This is a genomic window from Rhizobium leguminosarum (genome assembly GCF_010668065.1).
Taxonomy (GTDB): Bacteria; Pseudomonadota; Alphaproteobacteria; order Rhizobiales; family Rhizobiaceae; genus Rhizobium; species Rhizobium leguminosarum_S.
Window position 1 is genome coordinate 562,264 of the sequence record NZ_WUEN01000003.1, and the last position, 23,834, is coordinate 586,097.

Genomic DNA, 23,834 nt, shown 5'->3' on the forward strand with positions numbered 1-23,834 from the left:
AGAACGCTGGACGTTCCATTGAGAGGACAGAGATGGCGATTGCGCAAACGGACACCATGACACAAACGGAAAAGCGGAAAGGATCGACCACCGCCCTTCAGGATTTCCGCCTGTGGTGGCTGGTCATCCCGGCGTTCCTCGTCTTCCTTGTCTTCTTCGTGATCCCGACCGCATCACTGTTCGGGCTCGCCTTCAACAAGTCCGTCGCCGGCGTCATCGCCCTCAACAGCCAGATCACCTTCGACAATTTCGTCCGCATCTTCACACGGGCGAGCTATTATGAATCGATCCTGCGCTCGATCTGGATTTCCGCCATCGTCGGCGCCGCTTGCCTGTTCTTCGGCTATCCCCTCGCCTACGTCATCGCAAAAACCGTGAAGCCGAGCCGCGCCACGCTGTTGATGATCCTCGTGCTCTCCTCCATGCAGCTCGACATGGTGATCCGCATGTACGGGCTGATGGTGCTGCTCGGCGATAACGGCCTCATCAATGGATTTCTCCTGAGGGTCGGGGCAATAACGACGCCGCTGCCGCTGATGTACAACGTCTTCGGCGTCATCGTCGGGCTGGTGCAGATCACCCTGCCCTTCATGGTGCTGTCGCTGATCGGCATCATCAAAGCGATCCATCCTTCGCTGGAGGAGGCGGCGCGCAGCCTCGGCGCCTCGCGCTGGCACGCCTTCGTCACCATCGTGCTGCCGCTCTCCATGCCCGGAATCCTCGCCGGCACGCTTCTGGTCTTTGCGCTTTCGATCAGCTCCTACGTCGTCCCCGCTTTGATGGGCGGCTGGAAGGTGATGGTGCTGCCTATCCATATCTACCAGCAGATCGCCGAGGTCGGGCGCTGGCAGTTCGGCGCCGCCATCGCCGTCGTGCTCTTCGTGACGAGCATCGCAGCCGTTGCAGTCTATCACCAGGCCGCGGTCAGAACCTCGGGAGGGCGCACCTGATGCGTGAAGAATCCGCCATCCCCTTTGCCTTCAAGGCCATTTCGCTGCTGTCGTTGGCGATCCTGCTGGTTCCGGTCTTCATCGTGGTGCTTGCCGGCCTGAACTCGGGCGACTACCTGACCTTTCCGCCGGAGGGCCTGTCGCTGCGCTGGATACAGGCGTTCCTGACCTCGCCGGTGTTCCTCTCGGCCTATGGTGTCAGTTTCATGATCGCATTGGTCTCGACGCTGATCTCGACCGTGATCGGCACGATGGCGGCGATCTATTTGACACGCTCGCAGAGCCGTACCTCCAGCATCCTGCGCGGCTTCTTCATGCTGCCGATCGTGCTGCCCGGCGTGGTGCTGGGCCTTGCCCTCTATGTCTTCTACGTGACCACCGGCATCGGCCTTGCGCGCACCATGCCGGGGCTGATCATCGGCCACGTGATCGTCACCTGCCCCTTCGTCATCGCGACGGTGACGGCGGCGCTGGTCGGCTTCGACCGCTCGCTGGAAGAGGCCGCCCGCAGCCTTGGCGCGTCGCCCTTCACCGCCTTCCGGCTGGTGACGCTGAAGATCATCGGACCGGCGATCTCGGCGGGCACGATCTTCGCCTTCATCGTTTCGTTCGGCCAGTTCGAAGTCACGCTGTTCCTGTCGACGCCGAACCTGCAGACGCTGCCGATCGCGATGTATGTTTCCATGCGCTACCAGTTCGAGCCGACGGCTGCCGCCGCGGGCATCTTCGCCATCGCGCTCGTCATTCTCTCCACCGTCCTAACCTCACGACTGGTCAACCTGAAACGCACCTTCGGGGGATGAATACCGCTACGCCTTCACATCAACGATAGAGCAAAAAGGGGAACTTCATGACTGAGAAAACGACAGGGCATACCCGCCGCACGATCCTGAAGATGGGCGTCGCTGCCACAACACTGCCCCTGTTCAACATCAATCACGCCTGGTCGCAGGATGTCGCCTTCGACGGCAAGGTCTTTGATGCCGGCGGCGCGGTGCTGCGCGTCGGCGAATGGGGTGGCCCCTGGGGTGAGCTGGTCAACAAATATCTGCTGACCGACTTCCAGAAGGAGTTCAACTGCAAGATCGAGTATGACTCGACCTGGCCCTGGTTCCCGAAATTCGTCGCCGGCGGCGCCGAGAAGCCGCCGCTCGACATCACCAACTGGAACCTGCCGGAGATGTTCAAGACGGCAAAGGCCGGCGATTTCTTCTTGAAACTCGACGAACTGCTGCCGAACGTACCGAACGCCAAGAACCTGTGGCCCTTCGCCACCGCCAACGGCGTCGGCGTCACCTGGGCCTTCAACCAGTATGGTTATGCCTATCGCACCGATCTGGTTTCGCCGCCGCCCTCGTCGTTCAAGGATCTCTGGAAGCCGGAATTCGCCGGCAAGCGCGGCACCTACATCACCTCGAACACGCTGCAGATGGACTTCTTCCTCGTCGCCTGCGGTATTTTCGGCAAGGATCAGTACGATCTTGACGCCGGCTACGAAGCGATGAAGGCACTGATGCCGGCCAAGATCTCCGATTTCACCGGCAACATGCAGACGCTGATGGACCGCGGCGAAGTAATAGTCGCCGTGCTCGACGATGCCGAGCCGATGCAGGCCCGCGACAAGGGCGCCCCCTTCGCCTTCTGGTATTGGACCGAACAGCAGCCGATCCTGACGCAGACCTATACGATCAGCCGCTACGCCGAACCGATGCAGAAGAAGCTCGCCTTCGCGCTTCTTGACCGCGCCCTCGATCCAACCTTCATCGGCAATATGGGCAAGGAATTCTACCTGCGCCCGACGGTCAGCAACGCGGTCCTGCCCGACAACCTCGCCAAGGCCGGCGTAGTCAACAGCGCCGACGCCATCAAGGGTTTCTGGGTGCCGGACTGGAATTCCTACCTCGAAAACGAAGACGACATCGTCGAAACGGTCAACGGCATTTTCGCCAGCTGATACAGCGGCAGCGGACGGCTTCTACGCCGCCCGCTGCTCATCTTCATAACAGGAGAGCCCTCGCCGCATGTCCGATATCCATCTGAAAAAGCTCGCCAAATCCTACGGCGATAGCGTCGCGGTCGCCGGCATCGACCTGCACATCGCCGAAGGAGAGTTCTTTTCTCTTCTCGGCCCATCTGGATGCGGAAAATCGACGACGCTCCGGATGATCGCTGGTTTCGTGCCGCCGAGCGGCGGCGAGATTCTCATCGGCCGCGACGACGTGACGAGATTGCCGCCGGAGAAGCGCGACATCGGCATCGTGTTCCAGAACTACGCGATCTTCCCCCACATGAACGTTGCCGACAACATCGCCTTCGGCCTGAAGCTTCGGAAGCTGCCGAAGGAGGAGATCCGCAAGCGTGTCACCGCCGCGCTGCGCCAGGTCGGGCTTTCGGGATATGAGGAGCGTTTCCAGCGTCAGCTGTCGGGCGGCGAGCAGCAGCGTGTCGCCCTTGCCCGCGTGCTGGTGACGGAGCCCCGCATCCTCCTTCTCGACGAGCCGCTGTCGGCGCTCGACAAAAGCCTCAGGGAGGAAATGAAATACTGGATCAAGGATCTGCAAAAGAAGCTCGGCATCACCACCGTCTATGTGACCCACGACCAAGACGAGGCCTTGACGATGTCCGACCGCATCGGCGTCATGCAGAAGGCGCACATCGTTCAGGTCGGAACGCCCGAGGAAATCTACGAACGGCCGAAGACGCTGTTTGTCACCACCTTTATTGGTCATTCGAACGTGATCGATGTCACGGTCGGCGTCAATGACGGGCAAGGCATGACGGTGCTGCTAGAGGGAAGCGTGTTGCCGACGCGCGGTCCCCAGGGACTTGCCGCCGGACAGGCGGCAAAGCTGGTGGTTCGCCCCGAGAACGTCATCATCGGTCCGGACAGCTCATCCGGCGTCAGCCTTCCCGCAACCGTTCTCAGCGAGACGTACCAGGGTGCGCTGGTACGCTACCGGCTGGCAGTCGGCTCGCAGGAGATCGTCGCCGAGCGCCAGAACCAGTCCCGCACCGAACGATTTTCCCCAGGCGCTGCAGTCACGGTCGGGTGGGACCCCGACCGATCCGAGGCGCTTGTCGCCTGAAGCAACACGGAAACAACGATCATCGCCAGCACCGGAGCCATCCGCTCCGGCGCCACGGCCAGGCATATTCTCACGGAGGTCATGATGCGTATTGGAATAGATGTGGGCGGCACGAATACCGATGCTGCCCTGATGGACGGCCCGCTGGTGCTCGGCGCTTGCAAGAGCCCGACCACCAGCGATGTCGGTTCCGGCATTGTCGCCGTGCTGAAGCAAGTGCTGTCGATGACTGGCGTTTCGGTTGCGGAAATCCAAGCGGTGATGATCGGCACGACGCATTTCACTAATGCCGTCGTCGAGCGCAAGCGGCTGCTCGAAGTCGCGGCTATCAGGCTTGGCCTGCCGGCGACCAAGGCACTGCCGCCGATGACCGACTGGCCGAAGGATCTAGCCGACACGCTCGGCCGCCACACTTTCATGGTGCGCGGCGGCAACGAATTCGACGGCCGCAAGATCGCGCCGCTCGATGAGCCCGAAATCCTGCGCGTCGCGGGTGAAATCCGCAGCCGCGGCCTCACGGCGGCCTCGATCACCTCGGTGTTCTCGCCGGTCACACCCGACATGGAACTGCGGGCAGCCGAGATTCTCGGTAACGAGATCCCCGGCTTGTCGATATCGCTCAGCCACGAAGTCGGTCGGGTCGGTTTCCTCGAACGCGAAAACGCCTCGGTGATGAATGCATCGCTCGCCGACCTGTCGCGCAAGGTCGTCAACTCCTTCCGCAACGCGCTGAAGGAGCTGGCGATCAATGCACCCTTCTATATCAGCCAGAACGACGGCACACTGATGGTGCCTGATTACGTCGAGCGTTATCCGGTGCTGACATTCGCCTCCGGCCCGACCAATTCGATGCGTGGCGCAGCGATGCTTGCCGGCGAGAAGGAGGCGATGGTCGTCGATATCGGTGGGACCACGTCGGATGTCGGCATGCTGATGCAGGGCTTCCCGCGCGAATCCGCCGTCGCCGTCGATATCGGCGGGGTCAGAACCAATTTCCGCATGCCCGACGTGCTCGCCATCGGTCTCGGCGGCGGCTCGATCGTGCGCGACGACGGCGCCCGCATCGGCCCGGATTCGGTCGGCTACGAAATCACCTCCCGCGCCCTGATCTTCGGCGGCGATACCCTGACCACGACAGACATCATCGTCGCGGCCGGCCTGGAGGATATCGGCGACCGTTCGCGTGTCGCTCATATCCCGGCAAGGACGATCGAGACGGCGCTCAATACCATCCACCGCATGGCCGACGAGGCCGTCGACCGGATGAAGACGAGCGCCGAACCCCTGCCTGTCATTCTGGTTGGTGGTGGCTCGATCCTGATCTCGCGCGACCTACCCTCCGCGTCGCGCGTCATCCGTCCTGAGAACGCCTCCGTTGCCAATGCGATCGGCGCTGCGATCGCGCAGGTCGGCGGCGAGGTCGACCGCATCTTCTCGCTCGAAGGTACCTCCCGCGACATCGTGCTCGGCGGCGCCAAGAGGGAGGCCGAGGAGCGCGCAGTCAAGGCGGGTGCAGAGGCCGGAACGGTCAAGATCATGGATATCGAGGAGGTGCCGCTCGCCTATTTGCCGGGCAGTGCGACGCGCATCCGCGTCAAAGCCATCGGCGATCTCGTGATCGGATGAGGACCCTATGAAGCTCAACAGTCAACAACTCTGCGACCTCGCCGTCGGCGCGGCATTTCTCGGGACCGGCGGCGGCGGCGATCCCTATGTCGGCCGGCTGATGGTCCAGCAATGCCTCGACGAAGGGCTCGAGGTGAACATCATCGACCCCAAGGAACTGGCCGACGATATGCTGGTCATTCCAACTGCGATGATGGGGGCGCCGACCGTGCTGGTCGAGAAGATACCGAGCGGCGAGGAGGCGATGTTTTCGCTACAGCGGCTCGAACGCCATCTCGGTCGCAAGGCGCAGGCGACCATGCCGATCGAGATCGGCGGCATCAACTCGACGATCCCGCTCGTCGTCGGCGCCCGCCTCGGCCTGCCGATCGTCGATGGAGACGGCATGGGACGCGCCTTTCCCTTTCTCGAAATGGAAACCTTCGGCGTCTACGGCGTATCCGGCAGCCCGATGGCCGTCAGCGACGAATATGGCGATTGTGCCGTCATCGAAGCGGTCGATAACCGCCAGATGGAATGGCTTTCGCGCGCCGTCGCCATCCGCATGGGTGGCTGCGCCTATATCGCCGAATATGCGATGTCGGGCGCCGACGTCAAACGCACCGCCATCCCGAACACGCTGAGTCTTGCCATCCGCATCGGCGAAGTCCTGCGCAAGGCGAAGTCCTCGCACGAGAACCCGATCGAGGCGCTGCTCGGCTTTCTGCCTTCGACGCTCTATCGCTACGGGCGCATCATCTTCGGCGGCAAGATCACCGATGTCATGCGCGAGACCAAGGCAGGATTTTCGATCGGCCGCGTCACGATCGGCGGGCTGCCGCCCTTCGGCTCGACGATGGAGATCGAGATCCAGAACGAGAACCTGATCGCCCGCGTCGACGGCAAGGTGAAGGCGATCGTGCCCGATCTCATCTGCATCATGAACACGGAAACGGCCGAACCCATCACCAGCGAAAACCTGCGCTACGGACAGCGCGTCACCGTGCTTGCCGTTTCCGTTCCCGAAATCATGCGGACACCGGAGGCGCTCGATGTCTTCGGCCCTGCCTGCTTCGGGCTGAAGGAACCCTTCATTTCCATCGAAGAGATCGGCTGAACACATGGCAATCATCACCAACGAGGATATCGACGATCTAGCGGTCGGCGCGGCCCTTCTCGGCACCGGCGGCGGCGGCGATCCCTATATCGGCAAACTCATGGCGAAAGCGGCGATCGAACGCCACGGTCCTGTCGATCTTCTGCCGCTCGACGATGTGCCTGACGGCATCGAGGTCGCCGCTTGCGGCGCGATGGGGGCGCCAACGATCCTGATCGAGAAGATGCCGAGCGGCGAAGAGATCGGGCTTGCGCTCAGGGCTTACGAGAAACGTGTCGGCAAGGCGATGGGGGCCATCATCCCCTTCGAGGCCGGCGGCATCAACTCAATGGTGCCGATCATGCTGGCGGCGGAATGCCGGCTCCCGGTTATCGACGCGGACGGCATGGGCCGTGCCTTTCCACAGCTCGAAATGGAGACCTTCAACGTCTACGGCGTGCCTGCCGCACCCGTGACCGTCGCCGACGAGCAGGGCAACGTCGTCATCATCGAGACGGAAAGTGCGGCCAAGGCGGAATGGCTCGCTCGCGGCGTGACGATCCGCATGGGCGGCCAGTCCTACATCGTCAATTACGGCATGGATGGCCGCACGACCCGTCGCGTATCCGTTCCCGGAACGATGTCGCTTGCCATCGGCATCGGGCGTACCATCCGGCTGGCGCTTGCCGCGCATCGCGATCCGCTCGCCGACCTGATCGAATTCTTCTCCGGAACGCATTACGAGACCGCGCGCCTTCTGGCCTCGGGAAAGGTGGTCGACGTCTCGCGGCGCGAGCAGAACGGCTGGTCGGTCGGCGTCGTGACGATCGAACCTTTCGACACAAGCCGCAGGCCGGTGCGCATCCAGATCCAGAACGAGAATCTGGTAGCCGAGGAAGACGGCAGGGTGCTGGCGATCGTGCCGGATCTCATCTGCATCCTCGAAGCCGATACTGCCGAACCGATAACCACCGAACGCCTGCGTTATGGCCAGCGGGTCAACGTGCTTGGCGTCAAAGTGCCGCCGATCATGCGCACACCGGAGGCATTGGCCGTCTTCGGCCCCGCCGCCTTCGGCCTGACGCAGAATTACGCACCGCTCGAGGCCGGTTAGATCTGGGCTGGCACGGGATATGCTTCTTAATGCTCGCTAGTCAGGATGGTCGAATGAGCGAGGCGTTTTTGGATGCATCACAGTCGTTCCGAAGGCAAAACTGCAAGTCGCCCCGGCGGCGGCGAACTGAAGACGCTAGGTTCCCGTTTTCGCCCGCCGCGCATGCTGTTCACGGCCATCGATCGTCCCTTTCCCCTTTCGAAGATCCGCGACGGTCTGGCGCGCCAGATCGTCGTCGTCCATGCACCGTCTGGCTTCGGCAAGACGGCGCTGCTCAAGGCAGGATATGAGGCAGTTACTTCCGGCTCCGATTATTTTCAGTCGCTGTTCGATGGCGGCGTCGGTCATTGCGGCTGGATCACACTGGACTCCGCGCATGGCCGGCCTGCCGAACTGCTAGTCGATCTTTGCCTGGCGCTCGGCATACGCGCTCCACAGCCTCCCGCCTCCCTGCGGGAGCTGTTCGACATCGTCGCCGACCGGGAAAGCGGCGCAATCCTGTTTATCGACGAGCTCGATATCGCTTCCTCACCCGACGCGCAGGCTTTCCTCGACGGATTTTTCCTAGCCGCCCCCGACAATCTGAGGATCGTCTGCGCATCGCAGCAGAAACTGCCGCTGCCGCTCGCCCGCCTCAGGGTGCGCGGCCTTGTCACGGAGATCAACGCCGTCGACCTCGCCTTCAGCCGCAACGAGATCCGCAGCCTGTTTCCACGCAACATCAACGCCGGCGACGTCGCAAACTTCGTACGCGCCACCCGTGGATGGCCGGCCTTGACCCAGATCGCGCTCGGCGTGATGGAGAGCGGCGGTACAGACGAGCGCGCCAGGCTGCTGGCCGGCGAGCATCCCGATCTTTTCCGCCATATCGAAGAAGCGATCCTGCGTCCGCTGTCGCCGGCGCTTCGCCGAACGCTATGCGTCACGTCGATCCTGGAGGAATTCCCGCTGGAGCTGGCAAGCCATCTTTCCGGCACCGATCTGCAGGCAGATGACCTTCGGCTGCTCGAGGATATGAGCCCGCTGATCGAAAAGAGCCAGACCGGTGCGGCCTGGTACAGGCTTCATCCGATCGTGCGGAGGTGCCTGACGACCGAGCTTGCCGGCGATCCCCAGACCGACGAGGCAACGCTTCACTCCATGGCAGCGATCTGGTTTGCCGAGCGCGGGTTCCTGGAAAGGGCCGTTTCGCATGCGGCGCGCGCCGGCAACTTTTCTCTCGCTGCGCAGACGATCCGGCAGGCCGGTGGCGTTAATCTCTTCATCCGCGCCGGCCACACGGTGCTCGAACATCTGATCGACGACCTGCCCGCCGGCGTCATCCACGAATCTCCGAGCCTGTCACTGTGTTACGTGCTGGTCCTCGCGAAGAAGGGGCACATCAAGGCGGCTCGCGAGCGGATGGAAGCAATCAAGCAAGGCCGGGCCTTGCATGGCGATGAGTTCCTGACGATCGAGGCATCGACGCTCGATCACATCGACGGGCTGGTCGATATCTATGAGGATCTTCATCTCGACGATGCGCAGATCCTGCATCTCGAACGAATGGCCTCGGGTTTCTCGCCGCAATCGACCTGGGAGCTCGGCTGGATCTACAACCATCTGTGCATCGCCTATACCAGGCGCGGCAATCTAGACCTCGCCCGGCTGAGTGCCTTGAAGGCATTGGCCTATTACCGCGAGGAAAAGACGGCCTATGCCCAGATCTTCATGCTGATCCATTTGGGGCTGGTCAATACGCTCGCCGGCAATTTCTCGGCGGCGCTGACTTTCTGCCGGGAGGCGCAGGACCTGATCCAGAGCGCGCAGTGGACCGACGTCAATCTCGAAGCGATCTGCCGCGTGGCGACGGCGGATGTTCTCTACCTCCAGGGCGAGATAGCGCTGGTCGAAAGGAGCCTTGGTGAAGCCGTCAATGCCGTGGTCCAGGGCGAGGGCTGGGTCGATATCTATTCCCGGATGTTTTCGCTGCTGGCCCGCAGCCGGCTGCGGCTGAGCGGTCTCGATACGGCAATGGCAGCGATCGACAAGGCGGAAGAGGTCGCCGTCGAACGCGCTCTGCCGCGCCTGAAGATTGCGGCCGACATCATGCGCGTCGATATTTTCTCGAAGACCGGCCTGATTGAATCGGCGGTGCTTCTCGCCGAGCGGCTGGTTTCATCGTTGCGCGATCCCGAACTCGGGCGCTTCTGGACGTGGCGCGAGGAAAGCGATTTCCTCGTTGCACAAGCGCGCCTTCTCAAAGCCCAGGGACGACCAGGCGAAGGGCTCGCCAATCTGGAGATCGTGATGGCGCGAAGCCGCGCGAACGGCAGCGGTTATCACCTGCTGGCGGCGGAAATCCTGGCAACGGTTGCCGCCTGGAACGACGGCCGGCATGCCCAGGCGCTCGAATATTTCCAGTTTGCGATTGCGCGTGCCCGCTCGCACGAGGTGACCCAGCTTTTCGAGGACGAGGGACTCGAATTCTCCACGGTCGTGCGGGCGATCGTGCGGCGTTTCGGCCTGAAGGTCTTCAGTGCCGATGCCGTCGACTTCATCGGTCGCATAATTGGCCAGGGTGAAAAAAGCGCCTTCGGCAAACTCACCGATAACGGCCGTCGGATCAAGAGTCCTCTTGCCGGCGGCAAAAGCCTTCTCAGTCAACGCGAGCAACAGGTCCTGCTCTGCCTGCACGAAGGTAAGAGCAACAAGGAAATCGCTCGCGCGCTCGGGCTTTCCGAGCCTACGGTGAAATTCCACCTTAAGAATGTGTTTTCTAAACTGGGGGTCAGTCGCCGGGCAATGGCCCTGGCAGTTTCGGCTAAATTGAACCTTAGATAGCGACAGAATGCCGACACTGTCAGCAGAAACGATCTATATTTCCACATGAACAATCCGAACCGGGCAATCATGAAATTCTGCCAGCTGGTGATGGTCCAGTGCGCTGGGGATCATGCGATGCACGCTTCTATATCACGAGGGTGTTAGGACAGCTGCAGCCTGGTGGGCGGCCCGCAACCCGCTTTCCCATGCGCCATGCGCGGTCGAAAAGTCGGATTGGTGCGTCGCCTCGCCGGCGAAAAACAGCCGGTCGCCGATCGGGCGCGCCAGGACTGCGCGTGCGCCCGCATGGCCGGGCAGCGCATGGCTGTAGGAGCCGCCTATCCAATCGGTACGACACCAGGAAGAGGCTGCCAGGGGCCGCAGGTGGCGGCGAATGTTGCTGCCGAGCAGTGATGACAGCTGGTCGAGTGCGAAGGCAAATGCGTCCACCAAACCCGCGCGTTCGATGACGACAGCGCCGTTTCCGCCAAAGAAGCCTTCGATGATTGGTCGACCGAGCGGCCGGATATAATAGCTGCCGGTCTCGGCATTTTGTGGGTCGCCGAGCAGATGGGTTTCCGGCTCGAGACCATGATTGCCATGGAGTTCCAAAAACAGCTTGTCTGCGAGGCCAAGCGGCAGCTGACTTGCGGCATGGAGGTGATCGTCGGTCCCCGGATCGAAGACAATGGCTCCGCGGGCCAGAACGGTCGTCGATGCCGTTATGATCGCAGCACCTGACGTGACCGGGCCGCGGTCGGTCTCCAGCTGGACGCCGTTCGCGGTCAATGTCACGCGTCGAACGGGCGTCGAAAGGCGCAAGCCCACGTTCGGAACGGCCGCGCTGATCAGACTTCCATAGCCTTCCTGCACCCGCCAATTGGCGTCGGTCGCTGCATTGTCATAGGCAAGAAAGTCGGTGACCGACAGCCGATCGAGCGGAGCGCCGTTCAGATATCCGCTGAGGGACTGGCAGTAGGCGTTCCATTTGCCGCCCGGCTCCAGCGCGTCCGACGCCCTGTCGCTGGCGGGAGGACTGGTCCGCATCCGCTCCTTTAGAGCGGTCCATGCCGCCGCCGCCGCCGCGCGCTCATCCTGCGTAAAGCCGAGATCGCGCCACTGGCCTTGCCACGCCGTCGGCCCACGCTCGATATTGAAGCCGGCCCCGCGGCCAATGGCGACGAGAGGATTGCGCTCGGCAGAGTGCAGCCAGCCGCAACCCATATCCAGCGGCATTCCGGCCAGTTCGATTGTCCAGGCCCGTCCACCCACGCGGTTGCTGGCCTCCAGGATGATGACCGAGCGCCCGGCATCGGCCAGGCTTTTTGCCGCTGCAATCCCGGCTGCGCCAGCGCCGACAATCGCAACCTCGTAGTCCATCGTCGCCCTCATCAGCTTGATACGACACAAGCTGTACATCGGGGCTGCACCCGCTTCAATGTGCTCGAAAGCCTGCTAGTATGCTGAAATGACGTTCTTCGAAACACTTGTTGCATTGCTGGCGGTTGCCATCCTGCTGCTGCAGGTCACGCGTCGCATGCGCCTGCCCTACCCCGGCATTCTGGCTGCCGCCGGCGTCGCCGTGGCGATGTTGCCCGGCGCACCCACGATCCCGATCGATCCGCCGACGGCGCTCGCTTTGTTCATCGCGCCCGTTCTTGTCGATTCGGCCTATGACTTCCCGGTGGGCGCGGCGCGGCGTATGCTGCTGCCGTTGTTCTTCTATGCTGTTGTTGCGGTTCTCGTCACGACAGGCGTGGTCGTGTCGATCAGCATGCTGACGGTCGGGCTTCCGATTGCGGTTGCGGTCACACTCGGCGCAATTGTTTCGCCGCCCGATGCCGCAGCCGCCACGGCAGTCCTTTCCAATTTGCCGGTCGCCCGCCGTGTGGATGCTCTGCTCAAGGGAGAAAGCCTGTTCAACGACGCAACCGCGCTGCTGCTTTTCGGCGCCGCGCTGACTGTCCAGGCGCGTGGCGGACTGGATGCCGGGACGGCGCTTCAGGTGGGGCTTGCCGCACCTGGTGGAATCGTTTTCGGCATCGTTTTCGGCTTTTTTGTCTCGCGGCTTCGGCCGATAACCGAAAACACGGTCGGCGGGACCCTGCTTCAATTCGTCTACGCTTTTTCAACCTGGCTGATCGCCGAACATCTGCACCTGTCGGCTGTCCTTGCCACCGTGGCGAGCGCAATGACGCTCGCCACTCTCTCTTCGGTCAAGGATTCGCCACGGATGCGGGTGCATTCCTTCGCCGTCTGGACGACTGTCGTCTTCCTGCTGAACGTGGTGGCTTTCCTGCTGATGGGCCTGCAGGCGCGCCGCATCCTTGAGGCGATGTCGGCCGAAGAGCTTCAGCGGGCGATGGGATTTGCCGCCATCGTGGTGGTCGGCGTCATCCTGGCGCGTATGGCGATGGCGTTCCTGCTTCACGCCGTCGTCGCGTCTCGCCACCGAAGCGGCCATGAATTGGCGCCTTTCACATCCGGGGAAACCTTGCTGGTGGGCTGGGCCGGTATGCGCGGCCTCGTTACGCTGGCGACGGCCTTCGCACTACCCGCCGATTTTCCGGAACGAGACCTGGTCGTGCTCACGGCCTTTACGGTGGTGCTCGCAACCCTGGTCATTCAAGGGGCGACCCTGGCGCCGATGATCCATTTCCTGAAACTCGGTCGGCAGGCAGAAGTCCGCGATGAACTCAAGGCGGCCCGAAGATCGCTCGCCGAAGCTGCCTTTCAGCGGCTCGAGAAGGAAGACGGCACTGAGGCCGAAGCGATCCGGACGATCTGCAAGGATCATTGGACCGCATCAACCGATGCAAACGAGACCTCGCCGCTCGATCGCCGCCGTCACCTGACGATCGCGGCCGTTCTCGCCCAGCGCCAGCGCCTCGAGGAATTGCGCGACGCAGATCAGATCGGCGCGACGCAATATCTCGAGCTGCAGGAAGACCTGGACTGGAAGCAGCTTTCCGTCGACTCGGATGAAGATCGCCGCATCACAGAAAGCTAGATCCGATAGGTTCCATTGGCTATGCGATCTGCGGTCGGACGACCTGCAGCAGTTTGTTGTTGCTGACCGGCACGATCAGCCGGCGAAGCCAGTAGCCGTGTCCAGCGATCGGCATCAAAGAGCCTGCTGCTCCGTCAGTCCAACCTCACCAACGAGGCAGGACGCATTACTCGATATCCTTCAGCGCATCGAGCGGGCCGGTCAGCGCCGTGCGTGGTGGGACGAGGGTTGGCCGCACCAGATGCGTGATTAGTGGGCCGCGGCCCGCATCGAGGATCGCAAACCCCTTGGTGATCATCGTTTCGCTGTCCTGCCGGATCATGAAGACGGGGAAAGGCAGGAAAGAGCCGAAGGGATCGTAGTCATAGCAGCCGACGATGATATCGGCGAAGGTCTCGTGCGGGTGCAGCGCGAGGAAGCGCATCAGGCCTTCGAGGTTGATCGAGGAATTGACGAAGAATGCGCGCGGCAGCTTTCCGTGGCCTTCGTAGAAGGCTTCGAAGGCGCGGGCCGTCATGGCGGGTGAATAGCCGGTCGGCTGGATGCAGACGTCGGGATCGGCGCCCAGCAATGCGCGCTTTACGTCGCGGAAACCGCGAATTCGCTCATGGCTGGCGTGGTCGTTGCGCCCGCCGAACAGGTAGAGATCGTCAGGTGAAAGCGGGCCATCCTCTTGCGCGCGTTCGATGATCGCCTGTGTCAGCATGCGCGCACCTTCATGATTGTCGCTGATGATCGACGGCGCCAGCGTGCCGGGCAGATCGATGTTGACGTGCTTCAGCCCTGCCTTTTCGCAAACCTTGTGCACGCCATCCGGATCGGTTGCGCCGGCGATGAAAAGCTCGTCGATCGAATAGGAGATCAGCGTCTCGACGACCTTGCGCTCCTCCTCCGGATCGCGACAGGCACTGACAACGAGAGGGCACTGGCCGCGGCTTCTGACCTGCGCCTCGAAAGACTGTGCCATGGAGGAAAAATAGCGGTTGTCGTGCACCGGCAGCAGAAGACCGACGAGACCGGAGCGGGACGAACGCAGGCCACGGGCCTGCAGGTTTGCCGTATAGCCGTGCTCGTTTGCCAGGTTCTGAATGAGCTGCGCCGTCGCCTCCTTGATACGCCGCTTCCGCCAGCTTCCGTTCAGCACGGCGCTCACGGTGGAAGGCGACGCACCCGATAGCATCGAGAGATCGTAGATCGTCGCCTTCTTCTTGCCGATGTCGGTCATATCTCGCCTTTCCCTTGTCGCTTCCCTTAGAAACAAACCCCTCTTGACGAAAGCCCTACCTTGATCGATAGTCATTGCACCATCGATTGTGCAAAAAAGAAAGATCGATTGTGCAAAAGATGGTTCGCCGGAGGAGGCGGGATGGGAGGCAAGGGTATTCCCTCGCCAAGAAGCAACCAGGAACAACCTGCCGCAAACCGGCCGGTGGTCGTCGTTCGTATGAGCGACCTTTGAGGAGGAGTGAGGATGAGGAGCCTTATCGTAGCGGCATTTGCCGCATCGCTGTCGCTTGCCGGGGCGGTGGTCGCGTTTGCGCAGGACGCGCCGAAGGTCGGCGTTGTCGTCAAGATCGGCGGCATTCCCTGGTTCAACGCGATGGAAGCCGGGATCAAGGAACAGGGCCAGAAATTAGGCGTCGATGCCTTCATGATCGGCCCGACCAGCGCCGATCCGGCGCTGCAGGTGCGCGCCATCGAGGATCTGATTGCGCAAGGCGTCAAAGTCATTGGTGTGGTTCCGAACGATGCCAAGGTGCTCGAGCCCGTGCTGACCAAGGCGCAGGCCGCCGGCATCAAGGTCATTACGCATGAATCACCCTCGCAGAAGGGCGCCGACTGGAATTTCGAACTCGCATCGGCCAGCGGCTTCGGTGAAGCGCATGGCAAGCTGCTCGCCGAGAAAATGGGCGGGAAGGGCGAATATGCCGTCTTCGTCGGTTCGCTGACCGTGCCGCTCCACAACGCCTGGGCGGATGCCGCAATCGCCTATATCAAGGCGAATTACCCGGACATGAAGCTCGTTGGCGAGCGCTACGGCGTGGCGGAAGACGTCGACAAGAGCCGCTCGACGGCGCTCGATCTCATTGCCGCGCATCCGGATCTGACCGGCTTCCTCGCCTTCGGCAGCCAGGGTCCGATCGGCGCTGGGCGCGCCATCGAGGAACGCCGCAAGACGGGCAAAATCTTCGTGCTCGGCCCGTTCTCGCCCGGCCAGGGCCAGAAGCTGATCAAGTCCGATGCTATATCGGGCGGCTTCATGTGGAATCCGAAGCAGGCCGGCGAAGTCTTCGTCACGCTCGCCGATCGCCTGATCAAGGGCGAGAGCGTCAAGGAAGGTGATGACATTCCGGGTCTCGGCGTGATCAAGCCTGTTGGTAACGACATCATCGTCGATCAGCTGCTGCCGATCAACAAGGATACGGTCGACGACCTGGCCGCAATGGGCCTCTGAAGAGGCCCCCTCCCCGGGTGTCGGGCTGGTCCATGTCGACCGGCCCGGCGTTCGGGAAAGAGAGCGGTATCCGGCCATGGCCGGACCATTGATCTTTCATGGCATTCGACTGGACAGGCAACCGGCATGAGCACGGCAACGGATGATGGTGTGAAGGCGCAGCCGCTTCTTTCGCTTCGCGGCATCAACATGACATTCGGCGGTGTGAAGGCGCTCAAAAACGTCTCCTTCGAAGTCTTGCCCGGCGAAGTGCATTGCCTCGCCGGCGAGAATGGATCCGGCAAGAGCACGCTGATCAAGGTGATCTCCGGCGTCTATCGGCCGGCCGACGGCGCCGAGATCGTCTTCGACGGCGAGACGATATCCCACATGACGCCTGCCATGGCCCAGTCCCGCGGCATCCAGATCATCTGGCAGGACCTCGCGCTCTTTCCGGAAATGAGCGTGGCTGAGAATATCGCCTTCCAGACCCTTTCCGGTTCGCGCCCGCGCTTCGTCAACTATGCCGCGATCCGCGGAATAGCCGAGGAAGCACTCGTCCGGCTCGGCGTCACCCTCGACGTCGACAGACCCCTCAAGGACTTCGCCATCGCTCAGCGCCAGATCGTCGCCATTGCCCGCGCGCTGGTCGGAGAGGCCCGGATCGTCTTCATGGACGAGCCGACCGCCTCGCTCACCCAGTCTGAGACCGATCATCTGCTGGCGATCGTGCGCACGCTGTCGACCTCGGGCGTTGCCGTGGTCTTCGTCAGCCATCGTCTTGCGGAAGTGCTGGAAATCTCCTCGCGCATCACCGTGCTGCGCGATGGCGCGCTGGTCGGGGTCTATCCGGTGGAGGGCATGACCCAGTCTGACATCACCGAGCTGATGACCGGACGCACCTTCGACCAGAATGTTCGCGCCCGCGACGTATCGCAGAACCCGGTCCTGCTCTCCGTCAGCAAGCTTTCTCGGCCCGGCGAGTTCGAGGACATCTCCTTCGATCTGCGCCGTGGCGAGACCCTCGGGATCACCGGCCTGCTCGGCTCCGGGCGCACCGAACTTGCGCTCACGCTGTTCGGCATGCGCCGGCCCGCCGCCGGAACGATCGTGTTGGAGGGAAAGCTGGTGCGCTTTGCCTCCAACCGCGAGGCGATCACATCAGGCGTCGCCTATCTCTCCGAAGACCGCCTTTCGCTCGGTCTCAACCAGCCGCAATCGATCGCCGACAATCTGGTCATGGCTTCGCTTAACCGTATCCTCAGCGGCCGGCTCATTTCGCCGGAAAAGAAGCGCTCGCTGGTCGCGCGCTGGATCGCCGATCTCGGCATCAGGATCGGCAAGCAGGACGATGCGATTTCGACGCTTTCGGGCGGCAACCAGCAGCGCGTCGCGATCGCCAAATGGCTCGCCACCGATCCAAAAGTGTTGATCCTCGATGCGCCCACGGTCGGCGTCGATGTCGGCGCGCGCGCCGGCATCTTCGAAATCGTTGCCCGCCTCGCCGAGGCGGGGCTTGCGATCATCCTCATCTCGGACGAGGTGCCGGAAGTCTATTTCAACGCCGATCGGATCGTCCACATGGAAAAGGGCCGGATCGCCGGCTGGCACGATCCGCGCGCGACCACACTGAAGGACCTGGAGGCGGCGGTCTATGCGTAAGCTGTTCCTGGCCTATACGACGGAATTCGTGCTGTTTGCCGTCATCATCGCGATGAGTATCGTCCTGGCTTTTACGACCGACCGTTTCTTCACGCTCGGCAACGCCTTCGACCTGCTCAATATCAGCGCGGTCAACATCATCTTTGCCGTCGGCCTGCTCGTGGTGCTGATATCAGGCGGGATCGACATCTCCTTCGCCGTCGCAGCCTCGATCGTGCAATATGTCACTGCACTTGCGCTCGAGAGGATCGGCGGCGGCGGATGGGTATCCGGTCTCCTGATTGCGGCCTGCATCGGCATCGTGCTCGGCATGATCAACGCCTTCCTGATCCACCGCTTCCGGATCATCTCGATCGTCGCGACGATCGCGACCTTCAACGTCTATTTCGGCCTGCTGATGTTCTTCACCAAGGGCGTGTCGATCTACAATCTGCCCGACTGGCTGACGAGCCGCGTCATTATCTACGAGCGCGAAATGGCCGATGGGAGCTGGGCTGAGATCACCTTGCCGGTTGTCGTCATGGCCGTCTGCACGCTCGCCACCTGGTTCTTCATTACCCGCACGACGACCGGCCGGCAGCTCTATGCCTTCGGCGACAATCCGGAAGGCGCGCGCCGCTTCGGCATCAATATCGGCGCCATGCAGTTCATCGCCTTCGGCTGGCTTGGGTTGATGGCGGGCATCGCCGGTCTCATGCAGGCGCATTATGCGCAGGAGGTCGTGCCGAACGCACTCTATGGCCGCGAGCTCGATGTCCTGGCCGCCGTGGTGCTCGGTGGCGCGCGGCTGGGCGGCGGCAAAGGCTCGGTGCTCGGTTGCGTGCTGGGCGTGCTGCTCGTCTCGATCACCCAGAATGGACTCAACCTGATGGGCGTCTCGCCCTTCGCCTTCAAGATGATCGTCGGCGCGATCATCCTCGTTGCGATCACCTTGTCGAGCGCCCGCATCGGCAATCTGGTGCCGGTGTTTGCGACCCGCAAATCGACCGGTGACAGGCCTGCAGTCGGGGGAGAGAACTGATGAACGCGCTCGCCGCCCGCTTCAACGCCATCTTCGGGGCCGACATGGCCGGTCCCCTCGCCGCGCTGGCGGTCGTGCTCATCGTCTTCGGTTTCGCCTCGCCGCATTTCCTTACGGGCGCGACCTTCGGATCGGTTGCCTTTCAGCTTCCCGAGCTTGGCGTTCTGACGCTTGCCATGCTGATGCCGATCCTCACCGGCGGCCTCAACCTTGCGATCACCTTCACCGCCAACATCGCCGGCCTGACGCTCGCCTGGACGCTGCAGGCCAATGGCGGCATCGATGCCGGCCCGGGCGCCTTCCTCCTCGGCTCGGTTCTGGCGCTTGCCGTCGGCGCGGCAAGCGGCCTGGTCATGGGCCTGGTCATCGCCTTTACCCGCGCCCATCCAATCCTCGTTTCGCTGTCGATGATGATCTTCCTGCGCGGCCTCGGCGAGTTCCTGACACGCGGCGGCGATATCTCGGGCTTCCCCACCTTCATCGCTCCGATCGGCCACGGCAGCATCCTCGGCATCCCCGTCCCGTTGCTGATCCTGATTGCCTGCGTGATCGCCAGCCATATCCTGCTCTCGCGCTCCAAGCTCGGCTTTTCCACCTATATGATCGGTTCCAATATCGAGTCTGCCCGCTATTCCGGCATCAACACCCGCAAGGTCCTGGTGCTGGTCTATATGCTTTCCGGCGTGATGGCGGCGGTTGCCGGCATCATCATGCTTGCGCGCTTCAATTCGGTGCGTGTCGGCCACGGCGAATCCTATCTGCTGATCACCGTGCTCGCCTGTTTCCTCGGCGGCATCAATCCCTTCGGCGGCTTCGGCCGCGTCCTGCCCGTCTTCGTGGCGCTCATCGTGCTGCAGCTTCTCTCTTCGGGGCTCAACCTGCTCGGCGCCAACCAGCATCTCACCACTGCCGTCTGGGGCATCCTGCTCATCGTCGTGATGGTGCTGCGGTGGCTCTCGGCCAAGTTCATCAGAATCGTGAAATAGGAGATACGACCATGGAAGGTTTCGGCGTTCACACCAGCATGTGGACCATGAACTGGGATCGCGCAGGCGCCGAAAAGGCAATCGCCGGAGCCGTGCACTACAAGATGGATTTCATCGAGATCGCGTTGCTCAACGCGCCGGCCGTCGATGCCAAACACACCCGAGACCTGCTTGAAAAGAACAAGCTGCGCGCCGTCTGCTCGCTCGGCCTGCCGGAGCACGCCTGGGCCTCCGTCCGCCCGGATGCGGCGATCGAGCACCTGAAGGTTGCGATCGAAAAGACTGCGGAAATGAACGCCGAGGCGCTCTCCGGAGTCATCTTCGGCGGCATTGGCGAGCGCACCGGCCTGCCACCGACGCAGGGCGAATACGACAACATCGCCAAGGTGCTCGACGTGGCGGCAAAGCATGCTAGGAAGTACGGCATCCAACTCGGCGTCGAGGCCGTGAACCGCTATGAGAACCACCTGATCAACTCGGCGCAGCAGGCCGTCGACATGGTGGAGCGTGTCGGCGCGGACAATATCTTCGTTCATCTCGACACCTACCACATGAATATCGAGGAAAAGGGTGCGGCAAACGGCATCCTGATCGCCCGCGATCACCTCAAGTACATCCATCTTTCCGAAAGCGACCGCGGCACGCCGGGCTACGGCAACATTCCATGGGATGCGATCTATGCCGCGCTCGCCGCAATCGGCTTCAAGGGCGGGCTTGCGATGGAAAGCTTCATCAACATGCCGCCTGAGGTCGCCTATGGCCTGGCCGTCTGGCGCCCCGTTGCGCGCGATATGGAAGAGGTCATGGACAAGGGCCTGCCGTTCCTGCGCAACAAGGCGGAACAATACGGTCTCATCTGACCCGGTTTGCCGGATATCCGCATTCCTGCAAAGGCGTTAAACCGACGCCCATGTTGGCCGTCTGCGATTGGCCACAAGCTATAACCGCAGCGGCCGCGCGAGGTGTCTGGCTGAAGAGCTCTCGTCATCGCCGGCTAGACCATGACGCCCATCTCTTCAGCACATGCCTGAAATTTCATTCGGCTCGTGGATACGCAATGACCGCTGAGAAATATCATGCTCGTTGTGATATTGTTATTATTGCTTGTTACATTCCTCCTCCTATGCCATTTTGCCAATTAAAATAAGATGCTTGAACGGCTCGCGCCCGGGCTCTAGTTTCGAAGAGATGGCGGCGTTTAAATCGACCATCGATATGGGGGAATCTTGGATGGCACGCATTACGCTGAGGCAACTGCTCGACCATGCTGCGGAGGAAGGCTACGGCGTTCCTGCTTTCAACATCAACAACATGGAGCAGGCGCTCGCCATCATGGAAGCCGCGGACGCGTGTCATGCGCCGGTTATCATGCAGGCGTCGCGCGGAGCCCGCGCCTACGCCCATGACATCATGCTGAAGCACATGATGGATGCCGTCGTCGAAATCTATCCGCATATTCCGGTCTGCGTGCATCTCGACCACGGCAACGATCCCTCCAACTGCATGACGGCGATCCAGGCGGGCTTCACCTCGGTGATGATGGATGGTTCGCTGAAGGCGGACGCCAAGACGCCCGCCGACTGGGCCTACAATGTTGGCGTCACCAAGATGGTGACTGACATGGCGCATTTCGGCGGCATCTCGGTGGAAGGCGAACTCGGCGTTCTCGGTTCCCTGGAGACCGGCATGGGCGAGGCCGAGGATGGCCACGGCGCCGAGGGCAAGCTTTCGCACGACCAGCTGCTGACCGATCCGGACGAAGCCGTGAAGTTCGTGCGCGAAACCAAGGTCGATGCGCTCGCCATCGCGATGGGCACATCGCATGGCGCCTACAAGTTCACCCGCAAGCCGGACGGTTCGGTACTGGCGATGAACGTCATCGAAGAAATTCACCGTAAGCTCCCGAACACGCATCTTGTCATGCATGGCTCGTCCTCGGTCCCGATCGAGCTGCAGGAGATCATCAACAAGTATGGCGGCCAGATGAAGCCGACATGGGGAGTCCCGGTCGAGGAAATCCAGCGCGGCATCAAGAACGGCGTTCGCAAGGTCAATATCGACACCGATGGCAGAATGGCAATGACCGGTCAGATCCGCCGCGTGCTGCAGGAGGACCCAAGCGAGTTCGACCCGCGCAAATATCTGAAGCCGGCAATGACGGCGCTGACCAAGCTCTGCAAGGAGCGGTTCGAACAGTTCGGCACTGCCGGCATGGCCGGCCGCATCACGCCCCTTCCCGTTTCGGAAATGGCGAAGCGTTATAAATCCGGTTCTCTCGATCCGGCTTTCTCTTGAAACTGGGTTAGCCTGCGGCCGGGCGTGCGGCCTTTTCCGGCCCGGCGGCGGCAGGCTTGCCCGTCAGCGTTTGGCCGTGGAAGCGGCTCAGCTGGCTGACAACGTCCTGGATTTCGCTGGCCGTCCGTTCGGCATTCCAATCGAGCGCTGCCCCGGCAACGCCGGCGATTTCCTGTAGGCCTGCCAGCGTCAACCGGCCCTCGATCGCAAGCGTCGTGCGGCGCATCACGATGTCCGACAGGTGGATAACGAGTTCATTCCGGGCGATCCAGTCGATCTCGCGGAGGCTGTAATGCGGCGCACCCGTCAGGCGCTGCTCGTCGGAATAGGCTGAAGGAGAAGAAAGCAGGGCCGCGGCCGTCGTGCCGTAGCGGCGGAGCAGTTCGTCGGCACGCTCGGCAGCAACGCCGCTGCGCGCCGCGGTATCGCTGATCCAGGCGTTACGCTGCTCAGCATCAACCGGAAAGGCCTTGCCGCCGCCGATCGCCAGATAGCGTGTCGACTGGCTGCGGCGGCGCTGCAGCCGGGTGAGAACAGTGTCGGCAACCTCTTCCGCAAAACCGCGGAACGTCGTCCACTTGCCTCCGACCAGCGAAATGATCGGAAACGGTCTGCCGTCCTCGGGTTCCTTCACCGGCGCGGAGTGATCGCGGCTGATCAGCCCCGGTGCGGTCGCATCCGATGCCGGCAGCGGGCGGATGCCGCTATAGCTGTAAACGATCTGGTCGCGATCGAAGCGGAGCGTCGGCAGCAGCGAGCGGATGCTTTCGAGGAAATACTCCGTTTCGGGCTCCTCGCACGAGACATTGTCCGGATCACCTGCCGGAATGTCGGTTGACCCGACCAGCGCCAGCCCGAGATAGTCGTAGACCAGGCAGATGCGGCCGTCGTCGGCCTCGAAATAGATCATATGGCCGTTGAGGCTTCGCACCAATTCGGGATGGTCAAGCAGGATATGGGAACCCTTCGTGCCGCCGATCAGCCGCGATGGAACGCAGAGCAAAGTGTTGACCTGATCGATCCAAGGACCTGCCGCATTGACGACCAGTTTGGGAGCGACGCTGAACTCGCGACCATCGGGCTGCCGGAAGGTCAAACGCCCTTCTGAAACGGCAGCCAGTGTCGCGAAATTTGCCGCGAGGCTCCTCGCATTCGCATCGAGACCATCACGCACGAGCTCATAGACGAGCCGCTCCGGCCTGCTGATCTTGGCATCGTAATAGATGCCGCCGGCGACGATGGCGGGGGTAATATGCGGCATCTTCCTGCGCGCCTGTTTCTTCAGGATCAGCCGGTGACGCGGCATGACCTGGTCGCGTGAACCGAAAAAGTCATAGAGCCGAAGCCCGATCTTGATGAGAACCGCACCACGGCTGCGTGGGGCCGTCTTCGACCCGAAGAGCGTCCGGATCGCTGCCCAGATACCGCGGGTCCAGGAAAAGACCGGAATGAAGGTCGGCAGCGGCTCGACGCAATGCGGCGCGTTCTTGAGCAGGAGGTTGCGCTCAAGCGTCGACTGCGCAACCAGTCCGAACTCACCCGTCTCCAGATATTTCAAGCCGCCGTGGATGAGCCGCGATGGTGCGGCGCTCGTGCCGGAACCAAAGTCGGCCTTGTCGACGATCAGGCAATTGACACCCTGTATCGAGAGGTCGCGGAACAGGCCGGCGCCGTTGATGCCCGCCCCGATGATCAAAACGTAGATATCGTTCTCGCCGAGATTCGAGAAGCGCTGCTGCAAATCGGGAGTCATGCTCATCGTCCTAAATC

Annotated in this window: 18 protein-coding genes; 15 read left to right on the forward strand and 3 right to left on the reverse strand. The window is 62.1% G+C overall.

Translation table 11 applies throughout. The annotated features are described in order from the left end of the window. The first annotated feature begins 32 nt into the window (after positions 1 to 32). The 8 genes from GR198_RS11055 (at position 33) to GR198_RS11090 (ending at position 10,674) form a co-directional block, all read left to right on the forward strand. A complete protein-coding gene (locus tag GR198_RS11055; RefSeq protein WP_164049493.1) occupies positions 33 to 950 on the forward strand; it encodes an ABC transporter permease in 918 nt (305 codons plus the stop codon). Next, a complete protein-coding gene (locus GR198_RS11060; protein WP_105008346.1) occupies positions 950 to 1,753 on the forward strand; it encodes an ABC transporter permease in 804 nt (267 codons plus the stop codon). Before GR198_RS11055 ends, GR198_RS11060 begins: the two co-directional genes overlap by 1 nt. A gap of 47 nt (positions 1,754 to 1,800) precedes the next feature. Further along, positions 1,801 to 2,904 (forward strand): ABC transporter substrate-binding protein, encoded by a 1,104-nt coding sequence (locus GR198_RS11065; protein ID WP_033183206.1) that lies wholly within the window; start codon positions 1,801 to 1,803, stop codon positions 2,902 to 2,904. Between the two features lie 67 nt (positions 2,905 to 2,971). Continuing rightward, on the forward strand, positions 2,972 to 4,036 hold the full coding sequence (locus GR198_RS11070; protein ID WP_164049494.1) for an ABC transporter ATP-binding protein: 1,065 nt from the start codon (positions 2,972 to 2,974) through the stop codon (positions 4,034 to 4,036). An 84-nt stretch (positions 4,037 to 4,120) separates the two neighbouring features. Further along, positions 4,121 to 5,662 carry a hydantoinase/oxoprolinase N-terminal domain-containing protein gene (locus GR198_RS11075; protein ID WP_164068891.1) on the forward strand — a complete coding sequence of 514 codons (1,542 nt, stop codon included), beginning with the start codon at positions 4,121 to 4,123 and terminating at the stop codon, positions 5,660 to 5,662. Positions 5,663 to 5,669: 7 nt separating this feature from the next. Next, positions 5,670 to 6,758 (forward strand): DUF917 domain-containing protein, encoded by a 1,089-nt coding sequence (locus GR198_RS11080; protein WP_003550865.1) that lies wholly within the window; start codon positions 5,670 to 5,672, stop codon positions 6,756 to 6,758. A gap of 4 nt (positions 6,759 to 6,762) precedes the next feature. Next, complete coding sequence (locus tag GR198_RS11085; RefSeq protein WP_164051324.1) at positions 6,763 to 7,851, forward strand: DUF917 domain-containing protein; 1,089 nt, start codon at positions 6,763 to 6,765, stop codon at positions 7,849 to 7,851. A 72-nt stretch (positions 7,852 to 7,923) separates the two neighbouring features. Further along, on the forward strand, positions 7,924 to 10,674 hold the full coding sequence (locus GR198_RS11090) for a helix-turn-helix transcriptional regulator (RefSeq protein WP_164068893.1): 2,751 nt from the start codon (positions 7,924 to 7,926) through the stop codon (positions 10,672 to 10,674). 132 nt (positions 10,675 to 10,806) lie between these two features. Here GR198_RS11090 and GR198_RS11095 read toward each other — a convergent pair whose 3' ends face one another. Then, on the reverse strand, positions 10,807 to 12,036 hold the full coding sequence (locus tag GR198_RS11095) for a flavin monoamine oxidase family protein (RefSeq protein ID WP_164049498.1): 1,230 nt from the start codon (positions 12,034 to 12,036) through the stop codon (positions 10,807 to 10,809). Between the two features lie 88 nt (positions 12,037 to 12,124). Between GR198_RS11095 and GR198_RS11100 the strand changes: the two genes are divergently transcribed. Continuing rightward, positions 12,125 to 13,666, forward strand: a complete 1,542-nt coding sequence (locus tag GR198_RS11100) for a cation:proton antiporter (protein WP_164051326.1) — start codon at positions 12,125 to 12,127, stop codon at positions 13,664 to 13,666. A 166-nt stretch (positions 13,667 to 13,832) separates the two neighbouring features. On the opposite strand, the gene GR198_RS11105 is transcribed toward GR198_RS11100, so the two are convergent. Next, entirely contained in the window at positions 13,833 to 14,891 is a 1,059-nt protein-coding gene (locus GR198_RS11105; protein ID WP_164049500.1) for a LacI family DNA-binding transcriptional regulator, read from the reverse strand. A gap of 246 nt (positions 14,892 to 15,137) precedes the next feature. Between GR198_RS11105 and GR198_RS11110 the strand changes: the two genes are divergently transcribed. The 6 genes from GR198_RS11110 to fba all read left to right on the forward strand — a co-directional run bounded on the left by GR198_RS11110 (position 15,138) and on the right by fba (position 22,064). Beyond that, positions 15,138 to 16,121 (forward strand): autoinducer 2 ABC transporter substrate-binding protein, encoded by a 984-nt coding sequence (locus GR198_RS11110; protein WP_029871576.1) that lies wholly within the window; start codon positions 15,138 to 15,140, stop codon positions 16,119 to 16,121. A gap of 126 nt (positions 16,122 to 16,247) precedes the next feature. Next, on the forward strand, positions 16,248 to 17,762 hold the full coding sequence (locus tag GR198_RS11115) for a sugar ABC transporter ATP-binding protein (RefSeq protein ID WP_164023350.1): 1,515 nt from the start codon (positions 16,248 to 16,250) through the stop codon (positions 17,760 to 17,762). Next, positions 17,755 to 18,783, forward strand: coding sequence for an ABC transporter permease (locus GR198_RS11120; RefSeq protein WP_164049502.1), 1,029 nt, complete (start codon positions 17,755 to 17,757; stop codon positions 18,781 to 18,783). The genes GR198_RS11115 and GR198_RS11120 overlap by 8 nt, the downstream gene beginning before the upstream one ends. Beyond that, positions 18,783 to 19,769 carry an ABC transporter permease gene (locus GR198_RS11125; protein WP_164049503.1) on the forward strand — a complete coding sequence of 329 codons (987 nt, stop codon included), beginning with the start codon at positions 18,783 to 18,785 and terminating at the stop codon, positions 19,767 to 19,769. Before GR198_RS11120 ends, GR198_RS11125 begins: the two co-directional genes overlap by 1 nt. Positions 19,770 to 19,780: 11 nt before the next feature. Then, positions 19,781 to 20,629, forward strand: coding sequence for a sugar phosphate isomerase/epimerase family protein (locus tag GR198_RS11130; RefSeq protein ID WP_164051330.1), 849 nt, complete (start codon positions 19,781 to 19,783; stop codon positions 20,627 to 20,629). A gap of 370 nt (positions 20,630 to 20,999) precedes the next feature. Then, the gene (fba, locus tag GR198_RS11135) at positions 21,000 to 22,064 is read left to right on the forward strand and encodes a class II fructose-bisphosphate aldolase (RefSeq protein WP_011648981.1); all 1,065 of its coding nucleotides are present in this window, start codon (positions 21,000 to 21,002) and stop codon (positions 22,062 to 22,064) included. Positions 22,065 to 22,071: 7 nt separating this feature from the next. Here the strand turns inward: fba and GR198_RS11140 are convergent, their stop codons facing one another. Continuing rightward, entirely contained in the window at positions 22,072 to 23,823 is a 1,752-nt protein-coding gene (locus GR198_RS11140; RefSeq protein ID WP_164068896.1) for a glycerol-3-phosphate dehydrogenase/oxidase, read from the reverse strand. Positions 23,824 to 23,834 lie beyond the last annotated feature (11 nt).